The sequence below is a fragment of the Afipia sp. Root123D2 genome (assembly GCF_001425835.1).
Taxonomy (GTDB): Bacteria; Pseudomonadota; Alphaproteobacteria; order Rhizobiales; family Xanthobacteraceae; genus Afipia.
Window position 1 is genome coordinate 1,534,829 of record NZ_LMDP01000001.1, and the last position, 17,119, is coordinate 1,551,947.

Below are 17,119 nucleotides of genomic sequence, written 5' to 3' on the forward strand. Positions count from 1 at the left end.
AGCGATGCACCAACGCCGGAAGTGAAGCGCATCAAGGCTGGCACCATTGCTGCCGCCGTCAAGGGCTGCGAGGGCACTCACGTTAAGGGCTACTATAACAGCACCCAATTCAGGGCGCTGGCCGAGACCACGAAAGCGGTTTACCGCGGCGTGTTGGACCGCCTTGTTGAAAAGCACGGCGACGGGCCGGTTGCTGGCCTTCAGGCAAAGTACATAAACAACCTGATAGACGAGATGGCCGACACACCTTCCGCCGCGAGCAATTTCCGCAAGCGTCTAAAGGCGGTAATGGATTACGCCGTCTCAGTCGGAATGCGCGCTGACAATCCGGTTATCATGGCCAAGAGGGTGAAACTCAAAACTACAGGCCATCGCACGTGGACGGAAGAGGATATCACCAAATTCCGCAAGCGTTGGAAGGTTGGCACGCCGCTACGGCTCGCCTTTGAGGTATTGTTGCATACCGGCTTGCGTCGCAGCGATGCCGTCCGCCTTAGCTGGAATCACCTGACGCAGGACGGGTTCGCTATCGCCACCAAAAAGAGCCAAGGCCATGTCGAGTTGTGCATTCCGGTGCACACCGACTTGGCCCGCTACATTGCCGACTGCCCGAAGGATGGCCCAGCCTTCATTGAAACCATGTATGGGAAGGCGCGCAGCGAGAAGGCGTTTTCGAGTTGGATTAGCGAAGCGGCGGCGGACGCCGGACTGCCGCCGAAGTCGTCACCGCACGGAGTCCGAAAGGCGGCATGTCGTCGTCTGGCCGAGACAGGATGCACCGCGCTCGAAATCATGGCGATTACCGGCCACACCGATATCAGGGAGATTGAGCGCTACTGCCGCGAGGCCGCCCGCAAGAAACTGGCCGTTACCGCGATGGCTAAACTTGAAGGCGGTTTTGATGCCAGATTGCCTAACCCACCCGAAGAGTTAGGCAAAAGTGCTGATAACCCATTGAAATCATTGACGACAAAGCCAGCATGGCGATCCCAGCAGGATTCGAACCTGCAACCCGCGGAGTAGAAATCCGCTACTCTATCCAGTTGAGCTATGGGATCGTGGGATCTTCATACCATTGTAAATATGAAGAGCCAGTACCTCTGCCAGCGTCGTCTTTCATCCCTTCTGAAAGACGAAATTGTTGCAGTAGCCCTTATCAGCCCAAAAGCAGTCGCCGGTCTGGCGCTGATGCTGATCGAGGGAGAACCCGGCGATCGGCGAAAGCAACCGGCCGTTGACGAATTTCCCAGTATATCCAAATAGTTCCAGATAGGCGAACACATCGAAAACGGAGCCGGTGTCGAGGTGTCGTTGTTCGCATTCGAACACGAGGAGCGGGCCCCGCTCAGTGAGGATGCGCTCGGCTCCGCGAAAGACCTCCAACTCGGCCCCTTCGACATCAATCTTCAGAATGTCCGGTTGACGGCCGGCCCCGAAATAGTCGTCGAGCGCAACAACGGGGATCGTCACGGACGGTGTTCCAGCCGGATAATGTTTGGCGTTCAGCGTCGCGCCCGGGGAGTTCTTCGACGGAAGATAGAGCGACCGGCTCCCTGAACTTCCCCCGACGCCCGACGCCTCCACGGTCACATTCGCAAACCTCGGGGCCCGGAACGAGGATTCAAGATATGACGCAAGTTCGGGCTGCGGTTCGAAGGCAATGACCCGGCCTTGAGGGGTCCAACGGGAAAGCCAGTAGAGGTAGCTGCCCTTGTTCGCACCGATATCGCAGACGATGTCGGTAGGTCTGATTGCGGCAGCGATTGCGTCCAACTCAGTCCGGTTGTCGCGATAGCGCCCGCGAAATGCCCGCCACAGAAGTCGCGCCGCCATTTGAAACAGCCCCCCAGCCGAATCAAACTTCTAGCTCGCTGCGGGCGCAGATGAAACACCTTCGTGAATCCAATCGCGCGCGATGCACGGATGTATCGATTGCACCGTTTCAAGGCGGCTTGGAGCGGCAGTGCGCTTCTGGCAGGACGGGCTGCCCCGATGGCTTCAATCATTATTCGGGACCAGTCGACCTAGTGCCATTTGGACTTCAGCCCGATGCGTTTGAACCGGACTCCAGTTCCGTCAGGCAGCCTGGTGGCCTCGAAGCCGCCGTCGCGGATCGCATTCCGCTGCGGCATGGCATCATGGGGACCCCGCTCCTTTTCCCACCAACGGGCCCGCTGCGAACTGCGGGATAGCTGAAACCCGATGATGTCCTCGATCTGCTCGAACGTCAGAACAAGCTCGGCTTGCGTCTGCTGCTTCAGGTAGTCCCGAAGCGGGTCGTATTTATTCATCGCCAGTATCCCAGTTCCATGTGCCGCATCTAGCGCGAACGGCGTTCCGGCGCCAGTTCCGGCCGCTGACGAAATCTTTGTCGAAAACCCGGACAGGGCTGTGAAATCTGCTACATGTCCCGGCATAAACCACGCGATTCAACCCGCACGACCGAGAAGAGCCAATCAACATGAGTTTCAAGGAGCCGTCATTCCTCGACCGGCAAGCCGCCGCACGGAACGCCAAAAAAGGCATCATGGAGAAATTCAAGAGCAAGCCCGCTCCTGACGATCCTGAGGTGCTGAAACGGCAGGCAGAGCGGCAGGCGCTCGCAGCCCAGCGCGCGGACGCGCAGCGGGTGCGCGATGCGGCGAAGGCCGAGAAAAAGGCCCGTGAGGCCGAACTTGCCGCGGAAGCGGCGGTACAGGCTGAACGCGAGCGGCTGGCGGCGGAAGAAGCTGCGCTCGCCCTGAAGGCCCAGCAAAAAGCTGCGCGCGATGCGCGCTATGCCGCCCGCAAAGCTCGGAAGTAATTTTCACGAACGCGCTGGTAGGTGGCCAAGAGCGCAAGGCTGCATGCACAAGAGTGTCAGGCTCCCGGGACGGTGAGCCTGACACGCTCTGAAAAATAAGAAGGCCTATTTCTTCATCCCGTCTTTTTTCATGCCATCCTTCTTCATCATGCTGTCCTTGTGCATGCCATCTTTCTTCATGCCATCCTTCGACATGGTGTCTTCCTTCTTCATGCCGTCCTTGGACATCTTGTCCTGGGCGAAGGCGGCGGGCGCGAACGCCACGCTAAGGGACAGAACTGCGGCGGAGACGCCAAGCGCGATACGAGTGCCGATCGTCATTGATGGGATCCTTGTGATCAGGGTCGCTTGAGCGACGAATGTCGCCCAATGACACTTCGCATCGTCTGCCCGGTTGTTACTGGAGCCCGGAGCTTTTTCTGCCGAAAACTCGGTCTCTTGACGCTGGGCCGGTCCGAGCGACAATCGACCCAGATTTGTGTGCAGCGCATCAATCGGCGATGCGCAACGGTGCGCTCGACATGAGCCTCTACCCTTCTCTATGCCTGCGGCGAAGTTCCCGAAGCCAACATCGGCCTGATGCCCGGTCTGCTGAGCAGTTACGACCAAGGCCTCGCATGGAAGAAGCAGCCGGTCGGCAAAGCCCTCACCGATTGCCTGGAAGTCATGGACGCTTGCGCATGAAGCCTTCGTCGACGGTCAAGTGTCCAACTCGATGTGGAGCCCGCCGCTGGCGATTTCGTATTACCTCATGGCTGTCGGGATGACACTGCTGTGAGTCCAGATCCTGCTCCAAATCATCAGTTCATTCGGCAGGACCACGCATTCATGACCGTACTCGGAATTGGAATCAGCTACAGCGTGGCGACGCTTGTGGTCATGGGGCCGGAAGCGGCGCGTTAGCCGTCAACCGCGAGGCACGAAAAACAAATGGCCGGGCGTTGCCCGGTCATTGTCACGCTTGGAGGTACGTTAGGATAACTAGCGCTTGAACTTCGGCGCGCGCTTCTCGACAAACGCAGCGACTGCCTCGCGGAAATCAGGATCGTGTCCGCCCTCGCGCTGTATGTCGCGCTCGAGATCGAGTTGGGCATCGTGCGAGTTCGTTTCCGATGCGTCCATGATCCGCTTGATACGGGTAATGCCGTCGGCCGGCAGTGCCGCAAGCCGGCGGCAAATGCTTTCAGCCTCGGCCATCAGCTTGTCGTCGTCCACGCATTTCCAGATCAGGCCCCAGCGTTCGGCATCCTCGGCGCTCAGCGGCTCGGCCAGCATGGCGAGCCCACGCGCACGGGCTGAGCCTACAAGACGCGGCAGCAACCATGTGCCGCCGGCATCCGGGACCAGCCCGAGCTTGGCGAAGGCCTGCAGGAATTTCGCAGAGCGTGCCGCGACCACGAAATCGCACTGCAGGGCGAAGTTCGCGCCAGCGCCTGCGGCAACGCCATTGACGGCGCAGATCACCGGCTGCGGCAGACGCCGGATCACCCGCATCAGCGGGTTGTAGTACTTCTCGAGGCGTGCGCCGGCGTCTGGCTTGCTGTCACCCGCCCCGGCGGTGAAATTTTCCGCGAGGTCCTGACCGGCACAGAAACCCTTGCCGTTGCCGGTGACAATGATCGCACGACAGGCCGGATCCTTGCCCGCATCATCGAACGCCACGGCCAGCGCGATATGCATGTCCTGCGTGAAGGCATTGAGTTGCGCGGGACGATTGAGCGTGATGGTGTGGATGCCGTCGCGCTTGGTCACCAGAACGGGTAGCTCGCTCATCGTCATGTTCCTCGTTAGCTCGCTTTTCGTTGGGCGGCATTGATCGCCGACGCGACACGGCTGACCGGCGGCTTGCCGATCAGTGTGCTGATCTGATTGGTAGCAGCAACGAGCCGCTTCATGTCGACACCGGTCGATATGCCCATGCCTTCCAGCATATAGACCACGTCCTCGGTGGCAACATTGCCGGTCGCGCCCGGCGCATAGGGGCAGCCGCCAAGACCGCCAGCGGCTGAATCGATAACGCGCGCGCCCTCTTCCAGTCCGGCGTAGAGATTGGCGAGCGCCTGCCCGTAGGTGTCATGAAAATGCATTCCGATATTCGCCATCGGAACCGACCCGGCGACGGCACGGAGCAACTGCCGCGCTTTCAACGGGGTGCCGACGCCGATGGTATCGCCCAGCGAAATTTCGTAGCAACCGAGTTGCCACAGCAGATCAGCAACCGGCACCACTTGTGCCGGCTTGACTTCGCCGTCATACGGACAGCCCAACACGCAGGAAATATAGCCGCGCACCTTGATGCCGTCAGCCTTGGCGCGCGCGATGACTGGTTTGAACCGCTCGATCGATTCCGCAATCGTGCAGTTGATGTTGGCGCGCGAAAAACCCTCGGAGGCTGACGCGAACACCGCGATCACCTTCGCCCCGGCGGCAAGCGCTGCGTCGTAACCTTTCTCATTCGGCACAAGAACATGAAATTCGCTGCCCGGATGATGATCGACCGCGCGCAAAACCTGATCTGAGCTCGCCATCTGCGGCACCGCCTTCGGCGACACGAAGCTTCCGACCTCGACCGTATGGAGTCCGGCAGCGACGAGATTCTCGATGAACGCCACTCGCGCCTCGACCGTGATCGGCGTCTTCTCGTTCTGGAGGCCGTCACGCGGACCGACCTCAACAATGCGGACCTGATCGCTCATGGCTGGGCCGGTTCGATCTCGGCGAGCTCGACGCCTTCCTGCACGATATCACCGACCTTGCATTTCAGGCGGATCACCTTGCCGGCGAACGGCGCACGCAGGGTCTGCTCCATCTTCATCACTTCCAGAGTGACGATCGCGGCTCCCTTCTCAACCGTAGCGCCCTCCTCGACCAGAAGCGCGACCACGGTTCCGGGGAGCGGTGCCACAACACGATCCGCGCCGGACTGTTCCTCATCCTCCATGCCGAACGGGTCGACCCAGTGAACCTCGAACCGGCCGTTGCGGGTACGGACATAAACTTCGTGCCTGCCGACCACGCCGGTCACGCGGGATTGAACACCATCGAGCGTGACATGGATGTCGCCTGTTTCTCCGCTCGCATGATCGAAGGCTATCTCGCGGCCATCGACCACCAGTACAGAGGAGCCGCGTCCATAGCGAAGGGTGACCTTGTGCTCCTGCATCTCCTCGCGGAACACGAACGACCGCTGCCGGGTCCCGGCCATCATCCAGCCTGCGGTTTGCCACGGCGAACCGATAATTGTCCGCGCCGTCACCCGCTCACTTTGCACGATCGCCGCGATGCAAGCTGCGAGTTCGAGATCGGAGAACGCGGCGCGCTGCGTGGTGAGGGCCGCCAGTTCTCGCTCGATGAACCCGGTGTCGATCGCATTGGCGCGGACCTGCGGGTGCGTGACCAGCGCCGACAGGAACGGGATGTTGGTGACGATGCCGCGAACATCGGTCTCCTCAAGTCCACGATTGAGGCGGTCGATTGCGACATCACGCGTTGGCGCCCATGCGATCACTTTCGCCAGCATCGCGTCATAGTTCGGCGACACCGTATCGCCTTCGCGATACCCGGCATCGATCCGCAGACCATCGGCCTCAGGTGGCGTACGCCAAGTCTTAATGCGTCCGACCGAAGGCATGAAATTCTTGTTGGGATTTTCCGCGTAAACCCGCGCCTCGATGGCGTGGCCGTTGAGCACGAGTTGATCCTGCGTCATTGGCAATTTTTCGCCGAAGGCGACCCGCAACTGCAACTCGACCAGATCCACGCCGGTAATCAGTTCGGTGACCGGGTGCTCCACCTGCAAGCGGGTGTTCATTTCGATAAAGAACACATCGCGTCCATCGGAGACGAATTCGATCGTGCCCGCGCCGACGTAACTCACGGCCGCTGCGGCCTTGCGGGCCGACGCGCAGACCGCTTCGCGCTGCGCCGGATTGAGAGTCGGCGACGGCGCCTCCTCGATCACCTTCTGATGACGCCGTTGCAGGGTACATTCACGTTCGAACAGCGATAGCAGATTGCCGTGGCTGTCGCCGATAATCTGCACCTCGATGTGGCGCGGATTGTCGACGTATTTCTCAATCAACATCCTGTCGTCGCCGAAAGCAGCTTTCGCCTCGCGCTTGGCGCTGACAATGGCCGGTGCAAGCTCCTCGGCCGTGCGCACGACCCGCATGCCGCGTCCGCCGCCGCCCGCCGACGCCTTGACCAGGATGGGAAAGCCGATTTTGTCGGCCGCCTCCGTCAGTGTTGCGTCGTCCTGGGCCTCGCCGTGATAGCCGGGCACCAGCGGCACGCCGGCCCTTTCCATTAGCGCCTTGGATCCCGACTTCGATCCCATCGCCTCCATCATGTCGGCGGTCGGGCCGACGAAAACGATGCCGGCCTGCGCACAGCGTCGCGCGAACTCGGCGTTCTCGGACAAGAATCCATAGCCAGGATGGATGGCTTCAGCGCCGGTCTTCTGCGCAGCCTCGATAATGCGGTCGATGTTCAGGTAACTATCCCGGGCGTGCGCCTGCCCCAGCAGCACGGCATCGTCCGCCATTGCCACATGCAGCGCATCGCGGTCAGCTTCTGAGTAAATTGCGACGGTGCGAATTCCCATTGCCCGCGCCGTGCGAATGACACGGCAGGCAATCTCGCCCCGGTTGGCGATCAGCAACGTGCCGAACCGGCGATACAACGGATGATCTGTGCGGGCAGCGTTCACGCTCAACTCCATGATGGCTTCCGCTTTTCGAGAAACGCGGTCAAGCCTTCGCGGGCTTCAGGCCGCGCACGCACATCCGCGATCAATTGCGAGGTCTCCAGCATCAATGCGTCGTCGATGGAGCGGCCCGCAATGTCCCCGGCGAGTTTCTTGGCGACGGCCCGCGCACCCGGAGCCGCCGATCGGAGTTGTTTGAGCAACTTGGTAATACGCTCATCCAGCGCATCCGGCTCGACGACTTCGTGAATCAGCCCGATCCGCCGCGCCTCATGGGCGTCGAACACTTCTGCAGTCTGGAAATAGCGCCGTGCCGCCCGCTCCCCGATCGCGCGTACCACATAGGGACTGATCATCCCTGGAACGATGCCGAGCCGTACCTCGGACAGGCAGAACGTTGCGTCGGCCGATGCGATGGCGATGTCACACGCGGCGACCACGCCGACGCCGCCACCGTAGATTGGCCCGTGAACACGGCCAATGGTGGTCTGCGGCAGGCGGTCGAGCGCTGCCAGCATCTTTGACAGCGGCAGCGCATCCTGAATGTTATCGTCGCGGGTGAACGTTGCGGCTTCGCGCATCCGGTTGATATCGGCGCCGGCGCACAGGCTCTTGCCTTCGCCTGACAGCACGACGGTTGCTATGGTCGCGTCACCTGCCGTGCCGTCGAGTGCAGCGCGAAGAGCATCGATCAGCTGAGGATTGAGTGCGTTATTCAGTTCAGGACGGTTGAGTACGATCCGCGCGACGTCGTTTTCGCGGGAGGCTTTGACAAGACTTTCCATCGTCACATCCTGAAGACGCCGAACCGCGTCGGCTCGATGGGTGCGTTGGCGGCAGCCGAAAGCCCGAGGCCAAGAACGAGGCGCGTATCTGCTGGGTCGATCACGCCATCGTCCCACAGCCGCGCAGTGGCGTAGTATGGATGGCCCTGTGTTTCATACTGGGCGCGGATCGGTGCACGGAAATCGTTTTCCTCCTCAGCCGACCATTTGCCGCCCTTGGTTTCGATATTGTCGCGACGCAGCTGACTGAGCACCATCGAGGCCTGTTCGCCGCCCATCACCGAAATACGCGCGTTGGGCCACATCCAAAGGAAACGGGGACTATAGGCGCGGCCGCACATGCCATAGTTGCCGGCACCGTACGAGCCGCCGATCACGACGGTGAATTTCGGCACCGATGCCGTGGCGACTGCCGTCACCAGCTTGGCGCCGTCGCGGGCAATACCACCGGCTTCGTATTTTTTTCCAACCATGAATCCGGTGATGTTCTGCAGGAACAGCAACGGGATATTGCGCTGGCAGCACAGTTCGATGAAGTGAGCGCCCTTCAGAGAACTCTCGCTGAACAGGATGCCGTTGTTGGCGATGATGCCGACCGGGTAACCCCAGATATGGGCGAAGCCGCACACCAGCGTCGTGCCATACAGTTTCTTGAACTCTTCGAATTCCGAGCCATCGACGATACGCGCAATAATCTCGCGCACATCGAACGGCTTCCGCGCATCGGCCGGCACCACGCCGTAAATTTCGTCCGGCGCGTACAGCGGCTCGCGTGGCGCGCGCAGACCAGCCGCCGAATTCTGCGGCGGATTGAGATTGCCGATGATGCGGCGGGCGATGCCGATCGCGTGGCTGTCGCTCTGGGCGTAGTGATCGGTCACACCCGATTGTCGCGAGTGGACGTCGGCGCCGCCGAGCTCTTCAGCGGTTACGACCTCGCCGGTCGCCGCCTTCACCAACGGCGGGCCGCCGAGAAAGATCGTGCCTTGGTTGCGAACGATGATGCTCTCGTCCGACATGGCCGGCACATAGGCACCACCTGCCGTGCACGATCCCATGACGATGGCGATTTGCGGAATGCCTTGCGCCGACAACTGGGCCTGATTGTAGAAGATACGGCCGAAGTGCCGCTCGTCAGGAAAGATCTCGTCCTGCTGCGGCAGGAATGCGCCGCCGGAGTCGACCATGTAGATGCACGGCAGATTATTCTGCCGCGCCACGTCCTGCGCGCGCAGATGCTTCTTCACCGTCATCGGATAATAGGTGCCGCCGGTGATCGTCGCATCGTTGGCGACGATGACGCATTCGCGGCCAGCGACCCGGCCGATACCGGTGACGATACTGGCGGAATGAATGTCGCCGCCGTAAAGCCCGTACGCCGCCATCGGCGACAATTCGAGAAATGCGGTCCCTGGATCGATCAGCAGGTCAACGCGTTCGCGTGCCAGCATCTTGCCGCGCGCGGTATGCCGCGCCCGCGATGTCGCGCCGCCGCCGCCGGCAACCGCCGACAGCTTGTCGCGCAGGTCCGTGACCAAGGCGCGCATCGCTTCCGAGTTGCGGGTGAAATCAGCGGACGTCTTGTCGATACCGGACCGTAGTGTCATAGCCTCCCGCCGCGTAACATTTTGATCTTGCTTGCTTCCGTCCATTTCAGACGGCTTCGACCCGCAAGGTGTCACTGCTTGGCGGCTGAATGCAACCACAACTTTTGCGACGATATTGAAGGGGCTTGCACTGGGTCAGGCGCCCTCAATAGAGCAAACCGGAATTTCGGAATGTCATGTCCCCGACATTTGCCGGGGCAATTTCATGAGTCCCCGATCCGTCGGTACTTGGGCGAGGAGCCCGCTCACATTTACTGGAATTCAGTGTGTCCAGGGCTCACTTCGGCGGAACGCAAAATTGTCGGCGTATGCCACCTGGCGGCGTGTAGGCTCCGCAGGCTCCTGGACCTGGTAAGGAATGCTCTTGCGCTCGCAATAGGCGATCGCCTCTTCCTTGGTGTCAAACCGGATCGTCAATTGCTGCTTCATGTCGCCAGAACTGGTCCAACCCATCAGCGGCTCTATCACGCGCGGCTGTTCGGGTTCGTAGTCCAGACGCCATTCCTTGGTGACGGCCTTGCCCGACTGCATCGCGTTCTTGGCGGGTTTAAAAATTCGAGCGATCATGGATGGTCGAACTCCATTGGGCTACATGTCCGATTGGTGAAATCGGCACGGTTGATATAGTCATACGGGACAGATTTCGGTGAGCCGATTCTGCCGTCGGCGTATTTTATTCCTAAGTTTGGTATAGACTTTCTGCGACCTTACCACAATCTCGACCGGGAGCAGACCGCAATCCGGTACCGCGTTTTCGAGGCCCCTTTAGCCCAAGCAGCACGATACGGGACCCATGGAAATCCAGGCAACCCTCCCCGCCAAAGGCCGCGATCTGCGGCTCGACTTTTTCCGAGGCATCGCCAACTGGGCGATCTTCCTCGACCATATCCCGAACAATGTCATCAACTGGGTGACAACCCGGAATTATGGGTTCAGCGACGCCGCCGACCTGTTCGTTTTTATCTCCGGATACACCGCATCGTTCGTATACGCGAAGATGATGATCGAGCGCGGCTTCATCGTCGGCGCGACGCGACTGTGGAAACGGGTGTGGCAGCTCTACGTCGCGCACGTGCTGCTGTTCGTCATTTACATCGCCGCGATCGGATGGGTTGCCTATCGGTATGCCGACGCCGAGATCATCAACGAGTTCAATCTCGCCGGTCTTGTGGACAATCCGATCCAGACCCTGACGCAGGGCCTGCTGCTCCGCTTCAAGCCGGTCAATCTCGACGTGCTGCCGCTTTATATCGTGCTCATGGGATTTTTCCCGCCGGTGCTCTGGCTGCTGTTGCGCAAGCCGGATCTCACCATGATCGGCTCGATCCTGCTTTATCTGGCCGCTCGGCAGTTCGGCTGGAATCTGTCGGCTTATCCGGTCGGCAGTTGGTATTTCAATCCGTTCTGCTGGCAGCTTCTGTTCGTGTTCGGCGCATGGTTCGCGCTCGGCGGCGCTTTGGAATCGCGGGCTGTCATTCAGTCGCGCTATCTGCTGATCGCAGGCACGGCCTATCTGCTGTTCGCGCTGGTGATGACCACGGCCGGTGGATTCGAGGCTTTTGGCGAACTGTTTCCGAAGTGGCTGTACGACGCTTTCAACCCCAACGACAAAACCAATCTGGCGCCCTACCGGGTTCTCCACTTCGTGGTGATCGCGTTTTTCGTGACGCGTTTCGTGCGCAAGGATTGGCCAGGCCTGGAATGGAAGATATTCGATCCGCTGATCAAATGTGGGCAGCAGTCATTGCAGGTGTTCTGCGTCGGCGTATTCCTGTCGTTCGTGGCGCATTTCGTCTTGCTGATGAGCTATGGCTCGATCTGGGCGCAGCTTGGCGTCAGCCTCGGCGGCCTCGCGATCCTGACGGGCGTCGCCTATTACGGGAACTGGTCCAAGAAACAGGACAAGCCCTCGGCGCGGTCCGCCCCGGTCCCCGCCGGCCAGCCACCCCGGGCGGCAGAATGAGCCTGCGCCGCCTTGCTGGCGCCCTGCGAACGGTGTAACGACTGGGCCACAACGGGGTATAGCGTAGCCTGGTAGCGCGGCAGTTTTGGGTACTGCAGGTCGGAGGTTCGAATCCTCCTGCCCCGACCAGCCCAAGTCATTGAGTATATTTGATTTTTGAGCAACCGTGACCGTTGTGGTTTCCGTGTCCGGACTGAAACGACGTTGAGACCACCTTCATGACCACGGTTGAGCATCCGCCTGCGCAACAGCAGGAACGAACCATCGTCGCATTATTGCTCATCGGCTTCGGGACACTCTGGTTTCTGTTCACCGACCTGTCGCTCTCATCGGTCGATGTCCACCTCGATCTCAGCGAAATGTCGGTGTGGGCGGAGCACTTCGCATTCGGCTACAAGCACCCGCCGCTCAGCGGATGGATTTTTGCGGCCTGGTTCGCGATCTTTCCCCGCGAGAATTGGGCCGCTCATTTACTGGCGGCATCGACTGTCACCACAACGCTCGCGATCACCTGGTGTCTGTTGCGGGACCAGTTGAGTTTCGAACGGGCGCTCGTTGGATTGGCCGCATTGGCGCTCGTGCCGCTCTACACATTCCAGGCCATCAAGTTCAATGCCAACCTTGTTCAGATGCCGTTCTGGGCGGGCGCGCTCCTGTATTACCTGCGAGCGCGCCGCGATCTCGGCGTGAAGGATGCCGTGCTCGCCGGCGTCTTTGCGGCCCTCACGTTTCTCGGAAAATATTGGGGTGTCTATCTTCTCGCGGGGATGGCCGTCGCTGCCATCAGTGGCTCGGGCACGCGCCGATTCTGGACGTCGAAGGCCCCCTACGTCATGGCTGTCGCGGCGCTGATCGTCGTTGCTCCGCATCTTCACTGGCTCCTGACGGAGCGTGGCAAGGACACGGACAGTTTCCTGGCCCAGAGCGTCTTCTCCGAGCGGGCACCGCTGACCGATATCGCCCACTCGATCCGCTATCTGGTCGCATCCATCGCCTATGTCGTGATGCCGCTGGTATTCTTCGCAGCCCTTCGTCCGAGCCGGGCTGCAATCGCGGACACGGTCTGGCCGAAAGACGTGCAGCGGCAGCAGTCGCTGATCCTGCTCATCGTTCCCCTGATCGTTCCGGCTTTGGTCAACGTGGCATTTCCCCATCGGCTGACGGCGGTATGGACGTTTCCGAACTGGGCGATTTTGCCCGTCGTGCTTTATGGATCGCCCTTGCTTGTCGTTCCTCGGGCGGCCGCCACACGGGCCATAATGCTTGCCGCCATTGTCAGTCTTTGCGCGGTGATTGCCGCGCCATGGATCGCCTATCGCCACCTGTCCGACTCAAGTTATTTCCATCGGCAGCACTGGCAGCAACTGGCGAACGCGGTTGCCGGTCTGTCGCCGACACCGGTTCGTGTTTTTCACGCGTCGAACAGCATCGTGGACGGGTTGGCGTTTTACATGCCACTGGCCCGCCCATTGTCAGGCATTCTGTCGCGTCAGGAGCGTGCTGAACGGGAGCGCGAGGGATTGGCAGTCATCTGCACGGCCGATGACAAACCGTGCCAGGTTTTCGGAGATGGACGCGGGCGTGGTCGGCCGTGGTCCGATGTCTCGCTGACGCGGACGTTTCTAGGCTTTGCAGGCCCGGCCATGGCCTATCGGATCAAGATCATATCAACGCCCTGAGCGGACGCGCTTCGGCTAGCCCACGTCGGGCCGTTCAATCCAGTGCCCTTCGTCACCGCGATCCGAATAGCGGATGCGCGACCCGGTCGCCCGGCTCGATCCCGTATTTCCGCGCCGTCCCGGCAATGACCTCGAGCACTGCCTTGGCCGGACCGCCTGACGGGATGATTTTCTCGGATTGCGGCGTGGTGTTTTCGGCGATCCGCAGAATGCGGCCGTCGGACCGGATGAAAATCATGTCGAGCGAAATGAAGGTATTCTTCATCCACATCGAGACGTTCTGCTCCGGCGAAAAGTCGAACAGCATCCCACGCCCTTCCGGCAGCTCCTTCCGGTACATGAGGCCGGTCATGCGCTGCTGCTCGGTCTTCGCCAGTTCGACCGAGAAAACATGGACACCGGATTTGGTGACAATCTCAAGCGGCTCCAGCTCCGCGGCGCGTAGTGGTGCGGCCTGAAGCACCCATACGCCGACAGCGGCGATCAACGCGATCAGCAGTCCTATGATCGCACTGCGGCGGGAATTTTCGTGTAAGCGATCGACAGTCATCGGCAATCCGGATGCTCTGGCAGCGGGCGTATTGAAGCCCGTGGCAGATAACAGATCGGCCCGCACCGCGCCATCCAACCGGTGCGGCTTATGGCTCAAGATGACGTTATTGAAAATGAGGCCGCACCTCTGCGGACTCGAAACCGTCTCGGCATTCCTGCCGGACCGGCTTGCGACCGGAACAGCTCAAGCGCGTTAGTGCGACGCCAGACCGCCCGCACCGGACTCCGGCTGGATTTCAGCGGCCATCATCCCCTTCGAGCCGGGCCCATAGCGAACCAGCACGTACTGGCCAGGCCGCAGCTCGGTCATGCCATAGCGGCGCAAGGTTTCCATGTGGACGAAAATGTCCGGGGTGCCCTCACCACGGCTCAGAAAGCCGAAACCGCGCAGACGATTGAACCACTTGACCTGCGCCCGTTCGAGCCCGCTGGTCGGCGTGACGCTGACATGGGTGCGCGGCGGCAGCATTTGCGCGGGATGGATCGCGGTGGACTCGTCCATCGAAACGACGCGAAAGGCTTGATAACCCTTTTGGCGCTGGACGCATTCACACACGATCCGCGCGCCTTCGTAGGCGGTCTGGTAGCCGTCGCGCCGCAAAATGGTGACGTGCAGCAAAATATCAGGCCAGCCATTGTCAGGAACGATAAAGCCGTAGCCCTTTGAAGCGTCGAACCATTTGATGATGCCCCGAAGCTCGACCAGATTGGCGGCAACGCCGTCTGGCGTACCGGTGAACGGATCGACCGCCGCGTCCCTATCGAGCGAGTTGGAAAACTCTGTCGATGAAAGCCGCCCGTCTCCGCCGCTGCCCAGCTCTGGCCTGACAATCCTTTTGGACTCAAAACCGTCCGACCCCATGACCCCGGACCCCACACATCGTGCTGTCTGTCACTAACGTGACGACACCAATCTCATTGCGCCCATCCTTAAGAATTCAAGATGGAGCGTCGCGAATCTTATGATTCGACGATAACACTCCGACACATGCGGCAAAGATAAAAAACAAACTTGCCGGGACCTATGAACAGCCTTGCGCCGTTGCGAATCAATTTCCGACAAAAGGACCGAGCGTTTCGCCGATATCGTGATGGATCACCAGATCGGCGATGTCGTCCTGTTCGGTCGGCTCGTTGTTGATAATCACCAGCTTTGCGCCGCTGTTCCGCGCCAGCAACGGAAACCCGGCGGCCGGCCACACCACAAGCGACGAACCAATCGCCATGAATAGATCGCAGTTGCGCGCCAGTTCGGCGGCGCGGCGCATTTCGTCCTCCGGCATTGATTGGCCAAATGAGATCGTTGCAGTTTTTACGGCTTGTCCGCATTCGCTGCAGGACGGCGCCTCGCCGGTTTCGTCGAACCTGTCCTTCGCCCAGGCGATTTCGAAACGCTTTTGACAGCCGAGACAGGTAGCGTAGGTGGTGTTGCCGTGAAGTTCGATCACGTCGTCCAGCGCGAAACCCGAGGCCTGATGCAAATTGTCGATATTCTGCGTAATGATCGCAGGAACCTTGCCTGCCTTGTAGAGCGCCGCCAACGCCCGGTGGCCACGCGCCGGTTTCGCCGCCGCAAAATTTTCCTGCATTGCAAATCGCCGGCGCCAGGACTCGTCCCGCGCCTCCTGACTCGCAACAAATTCATCGAATGGAATCGGGCGATTGCGGGCCCACAACCCTCCGGGCGATCGAAAATCGGGGATCCCGGACTCTGTCGAGATGCCCGCGCCGGTGAAAGGTACAATGACTGACGCTTCGGCAATCATGTCGCCCAAGCGTTCGAGGCCGCTGCGAAAATCGGTTGCGATCATAACTTTTGTTCAACTTCCAGGAAAAAATGTCGTTGCCGATATTTGCGCATAGATATGTCGAATTCAATTCCCGGGCAGCCTCCTGTTTCATTCGTTGAAGTCTGGAACAAACATTGCGCGGGCCGGTTATCGCCGAACGTCCCGTTTCGGGAGGTCGATTGATTCCATAAGCACCAGCAGGCGTTCCAGCGCCTGAAACGTTTTTCCCGGAGACCTCAATGCCGTATGCGCTGTTCTGTCAGGATGCGAAAATAAGCAAAGCCTACAAGACCGAGGCCGAAGTCTGGAAAAAAGCCGCGGAAAACGGACTAGTTGTCGATGTTTCATCCGACGAGGAAAAGCAGACCCCCCGCCGGATGCTCGATAACGACTACGAAATCAGACCGTGCGCTGAGGATCCGCCGGAGAAGAGCGATCCGAAAGCGACAGATATCGTGCTGCCCAAATCCGCGGTATCGTAATCTTCCGAACGCGCCGCAAAGTGTGATCCGGCAGCGCCTCGCTGCGTACGCTCGGTTATGCTAGTGAAACGGGCGCAAACCGTTCTCGTGAAGACGCTCCCGAAGGATAAGAAACATGCGTTACCTGCATACGATGCTGCGCGTCCGCAATCTCGACGTGGCGATGAAGTTCTACAGCGACGCGCTGGGGCTGAAGGAAGTGCGCCGAATCGACAATGAAAAGGCGCGCTTCACCCTGGTCTTTCTTTGCGCTCCCGGCGACGAGGGATTGCTTAAACAGGTCAAGGGCCGCGGCGCGCCGCTCGTCGAACTGACCTATAACTGGGATGAGGAGGCCTATGGCGAAGATCGCTATTTCGGTCATCTCGCCTACGAGGTGGACGATATCTACGCCACTTGCGATCGCCTGATGAAACTCGGCATCACCATCAATCGCCCGCCGCGTGACGGTCAGATGGCGTTCATCCGTTCGCCGGACCTGCACTCGATTGAATTGCTGCAGAAGGGCGATGCGTTGTCGCCGCAGGAGCCGTGGGCATCGATGCAGAACACCGGCCACTGGTAAGCACAAAAATAACTCTTCTTCAGCCGACGGAACATCTGGTCATCTGCTGCGTTTCTTCTCCGACACCCGATAAATCTGTTGATGGAGGAAGCAGCGATGGGACGAGGAATATTGTTGTGGCTGTTGGGCGTACCGATTCCGATTATCATTTTGCTTTGGCTGTTCTTCGGACGCTAACGCCGCCTTGC

The 17,119-nt window shown here is 60.0% G+C and carries 18 protein-coding genes, 2 tRNA genes and 2 pseudogenes; 9 read left to right on the forward strand and 13 right to left on the reverse strand.

Annotated elements, in window-relative coordinates; genetic code table 11:
- Positions 1 to 336: 336 nt before the first annotated feature.
- Entirely contained in the window at positions 337 to 1,023 is a 687-nt protein-coding gene (locus tag ASC80_RS24735; RefSeq protein ID WP_502690947.1) for a tyrosine-type recombinase/integrase, read from the forward strand.
- Here the strand turns inward: ASC80_RS24735 and ASC80_RS07425 are convergent.
- The 3 genes from ASC80_RS07425 to ASC80_RS07435 form a co-directional block, all read right to left on the reverse strand.
- A tRNA-Arg gene (locus tag ASC80_RS07425) sits at positions 982 to 1,058 on the reverse strand. The two genes, ASC80_RS24735 and ASC80_RS07425, sit on opposite strands and share 42 nt — an antisense overlap.
- A gap of 58 nt (positions 1,059 to 1,116) precedes the next feature.
- Entirely contained in the window at positions 1,117 to 1,833 is a 717-nt protein-coding gene (locus tag ASC80_RS07430; RefSeq protein WP_056294528.1) for an FkbM family methyltransferase, read from the reverse strand.
- Between the two features lie 191 nt (positions 1,834 to 2,024).
- Positions 2,025 to 2,291, reverse strand: coding sequence for a DUF7662 domain-containing protein (locus tag ASC80_RS07435; protein ID WP_056295754.1), 267 nt, complete (start codon positions 2,289 to 2,291; stop codon positions 2,025 to 2,027).
- 170 nt (positions 2,292 to 2,461) lie between these two features.
- Between ASC80_RS07435 and ASC80_RS07440 the strand changes: the two genes are divergently transcribed.
- On the forward strand, positions 2,462 to 2,803 hold the full coding sequence (locus tag ASC80_RS07440; RefSeq protein WP_056294531.1) for a DUF6481 family protein: 342 nt from the start codon (positions 2,462 to 2,464) through the stop codon (positions 2,801 to 2,803).
- A gap of 105 nt (positions 2,804 to 2,908) precedes the next feature.
- Here ASC80_RS07440 and ASC80_RS07445 read toward each other — a convergent pair whose 3' ends face one another.
- The gene (locus ASC80_RS07445) at positions 2,909 to 3,124 is read right to left on the reverse strand and encodes a pentapeptide MXKDX repeat protein (RefSeq protein ID WP_056294534.1); all 216 of its coding nucleotides are present in this window, start codon (positions 3,122 to 3,124) and stop codon (positions 2,909 to 2,911) included.
- Between the two features lie 164 nt (positions 3,125 to 3,288).
- Here ASC80_RS07445 and ASC80_RS24345 point away from each other — a divergent pair.
- Positions 3,289 to 3,463 (forward strand): annotated as a pseudogene (locus tag ASC80_RS24345) (TRAP transporter substrate-binding protein DctP); the annotation flags it as partial.
- Positions 3,462 to 3,581: pseudogene (locus tag ASC80_RS24350) on the forward strand (TRAP transporter small permease); the annotation flags it as partial. The pseudogenes ASC80_RS24345 and ASC80_RS24350, both read left to right, overlap by 2 nt.
- A 203-nt stretch (positions 3,582 to 3,784) precedes the next feature.
- On the opposite strand, the gene paaG reads toward ASC80_RS24350, so the two are convergent.
- The 6 genes from paaG to ASC80_RS07475 all read right to left on the reverse strand — a co-directional run bounded on the left by paaG (position 3,785) and on the right by ASC80_RS07475 (position 10,467).
- Positions 3,785 to 4,576, reverse strand: a complete 792-nt coding sequence (gene paaG / locus ASC80_RS07450; protein ID WP_056295756.1) for a 2-(1,2-epoxy-1,2-dihydrophenyl)acetyl-CoA isomerase PaaG — start codon at positions 4,574 to 4,576, stop codon at positions 3,785 to 3,787.
- Between the two features lie 14 nt (positions 4,577 to 4,590).
- Positions 4,591 to 5,499, reverse strand: coding sequence for a hydroxymethylglutaryl-CoA lyase (locus tag ASC80_RS07455; protein ID WP_056294537.1), 909 nt, complete (start codon positions 5,497 to 5,499; stop codon positions 4,591 to 4,593).
- Positions 5,496 to 7,523 carry an acetyl/propionyl/methylcrotonyl-CoA carboxylase subunit alpha gene (locus ASC80_RS07460; protein ID WP_056294539.1) on the reverse strand — a complete coding sequence of 676 codons (2,028 nt, stop codon included), beginning with the start codon at positions 7,521 to 7,523 and terminating at the stop codon, positions 5,496 to 5,498. The genes ASC80_RS07455 and ASC80_RS07460 overlap by 4 nt, the downstream gene beginning before the upstream one ends.
- The gene (locus ASC80_RS07465; protein ID WP_056294541.1) at positions 7,514 to 8,293 is read right to left on the reverse strand and encodes an enoyl-CoA hydratase-related protein; all 780 of its coding nucleotides are present in this window, start codon (positions 8,291 to 8,293) and stop codon (positions 7,514 to 7,516) included. Before ASC80_RS07465 ends, ASC80_RS07460 begins: the two co-directional genes overlap by 10 nt.
- Before the next feature lie 2 nt (positions 8,294 to 8,295).
- Complete coding sequence (locus tag ASC80_RS07470; protein WP_056294544.1) at positions 8,296 to 9,900, reverse strand: carboxyl transferase domain-containing protein; 1,605 nt, start codon at positions 9,898 to 9,900, stop codon at positions 8,296 to 8,298.
- Positions 9,901 to 10,161: 261 nt separating this feature from the next.
- Positions 10,162 to 10,467, reverse strand: coding sequence for an ETC complex I subunit (locus ASC80_RS07475; protein WP_056294545.1), 306 nt, complete (start codon positions 10,465 to 10,467; stop codon positions 10,162 to 10,164).
- 226 nt (positions 10,468 to 10,693) lie between these two features.
- Here ASC80_RS07475 and ASC80_RS07480 point away from each other — a divergent pair, with 226 nt between their 5' ends.
- From ASC80_RS07480 to ASC80_RS07490, 3 genes are all read left to right on the forward strand, one after another.
- Positions 10,694 to 11,863, forward strand: a complete 1,170-nt coding sequence (locus tag ASC80_RS07480; protein WP_056294548.1) for an OpgC domain-containing protein — start codon at positions 10,694 to 10,696, stop codon at positions 11,861 to 11,863.
- Positions 11,864 to 11,915: 52 nt separating this feature from the next.
- Positions 11,916 to 11,992, forward strand: a tRNA-Pro gene (locus ASC80_RS07485).
- Positions 11,993 to 12,081: 89 nt separating this feature from the next.
- Positions 12,082 to 13,542, forward strand: a complete 1,461-nt coding sequence (locus ASC80_RS07490) for a glycosyltransferase family 39 protein (protein ID WP_056294549.1) — start codon at positions 12,082 to 12,084, stop codon at positions 13,540 to 13,542.
- Between the two features lie 52 nt (positions 13,543 to 13,594).
- Here the strand turns inward: ASC80_RS07490 and ASC80_RS07495 are convergent, their stop codons facing one another.
- The 3 genes from ASC80_RS07495 to ASC80_RS07505 form a co-directional block, all read right to left on the reverse strand.
- Positions 13,595 to 14,092 (reverse strand): DUF192 domain-containing protein, encoded by a 498-nt coding sequence (locus ASC80_RS07495; RefSeq protein ID WP_056294551.1) that lies wholly within the window; start codon positions 14,090 to 14,092, stop codon positions 13,595 to 13,597.
- A 195-nt stretch (positions 14,093 to 14,287) separates the two neighbouring features.
- The gene (locus ASC80_RS07500; RefSeq protein WP_056294554.1) at positions 14,288 to 14,956 is read right to left on the reverse strand and encodes a cold-shock protein; all 669 of its coding nucleotides are present in this window, start codon (positions 14,954 to 14,956) and stop codon (positions 14,288 to 14,290) included.
- Positions 14,957 to 15,143: 187 nt separating this feature from the next.
- Positions 15,144 to 15,905 (reverse strand): SIR2 family NAD-dependent protein deacylase, encoded by a 762-nt coding sequence (locus ASC80_RS07505; protein WP_056294557.1) that lies wholly within the window; start codon positions 15,903 to 15,905, stop codon positions 15,144 to 15,146.
- A 218-nt stretch (positions 15,906 to 16,123) separates the two neighbouring features.
- Here ASC80_RS07505 and ASC80_RS07510 point away from each other — a divergent pair, with 218 nt between their 5' ends.
- Positions 16,124 to 16,366 carry a hypothetical protein gene (locus ASC80_RS07510; protein ID WP_056294559.1) on the forward strand — a complete coding sequence of 81 codons (243 nt, stop codon included), beginning with the start codon at positions 16,124 to 16,126 and terminating at the stop codon, positions 16,364 to 16,366.
- 115 nt (positions 16,367 to 16,481) lie between these two features.
- The gene (locus tag ASC80_RS07515) at positions 16,482 to 16,931 is read left to right on the forward strand and encodes a VOC family protein (protein ID WP_056294562.1); all 450 of its coding nucleotides are present in this window, start codon (positions 16,482 to 16,484) and stop codon (positions 16,929 to 16,931) included.
- The last annotated feature ends 188 nt before the right edge of the window (positions 16,932 to 17,119 follow it).